Raw genomic sequence first — 807 nt, 5'->3', positions numbered from 1 at the left:
ACGGGAAACCAATAGTAATGGAAAGGAAACTGGGACTCAAATCAAGGGAGTGGACCAGAAGGAAGAAAAAAATGACCAAACAGAAAAGAATGAAGAAACAAGAATTCAAAAAAATGAGGAGAGGCTTAGGAACCTCCAGGACATCTTTAAATGCTCCAACATCCGAATTATAGGGGTACCAGAAGGGGAAAAGGAACAGCCACAAGTGGAAAACTTATTTGAACAAATAATAAAGGAGAACTTCCCCAATCTGGCAAAGGAAATAGACTTCCAGGAAATCCAGGAAGCTCAGAGAGTCCCAAAGAAGTTGGACCCAAGAAGGAACACACCAAGGCACATCATCATTACATTAGCCAAGATTAAAATGAAGGAGAGAATCCTAGAAGCAGCAAGAGATAAGGGGACAGTCACCTACAAAGGAGTTCCCATCAGACTGTCAGCTGATTTCTCAAAAGAGACCTTACAGGCAAGAAGGGGCTGGAAAGAAGTATTCCAAGTCATGAAATCCAAAGACCTACAACCAAGATTGCTCTATCCAGCAAAACTTTCATTTAGAATGGAAGGACAGATAAAGTGCTTCTCAGATAAGATCAAATTCAAGGAGTTCATCATCACCAAGCCCTTATTATATGAAATGTTAAAGGGACTTATCTAAGAAAAAGAAGATAAAAAAGATGAACAGTGAAAGGACAGCAAACTCACAGTTATTAACAACCACACCTAAAACAAAAGCAAACTAAAAGGACAGCTAGATCAGGAGTAGAACCATAGAAATGAAGATCACATGGAGGGTTAACAACAAAGGAG

At 39.5% G+C, this 807-nt stretch carries 1 protein-coding gene; it reads left to right on the top strand.

The annotated features are described in order from the left end of the window. Positions 1-655, top strand: a 655-nt coding sequence (locus D1094_RS19110) for an RBD-like domain-containing protein (RefSeq protein ID WP_147361105.1), incomplete at its 5' end; no start/stop codon positions are given. Between the last annotated feature and the right edge of the window lie 152 nt (positions 656-807).

Origin of the sequence: Colwellia sp. RSH04 (assembly GCF_003545765.1) — a bacterium.
GTDB lineage: Bacteria > Pseudomonadota > Gammaproteobacteria > Enterobacterales > Alteromonadaceae > Colwellia.
The sequence above is the reverse complement of the archived record's forward strand: the minus strand, read 5'-3'. Positions and strand labels throughout refer to the sequence as shown.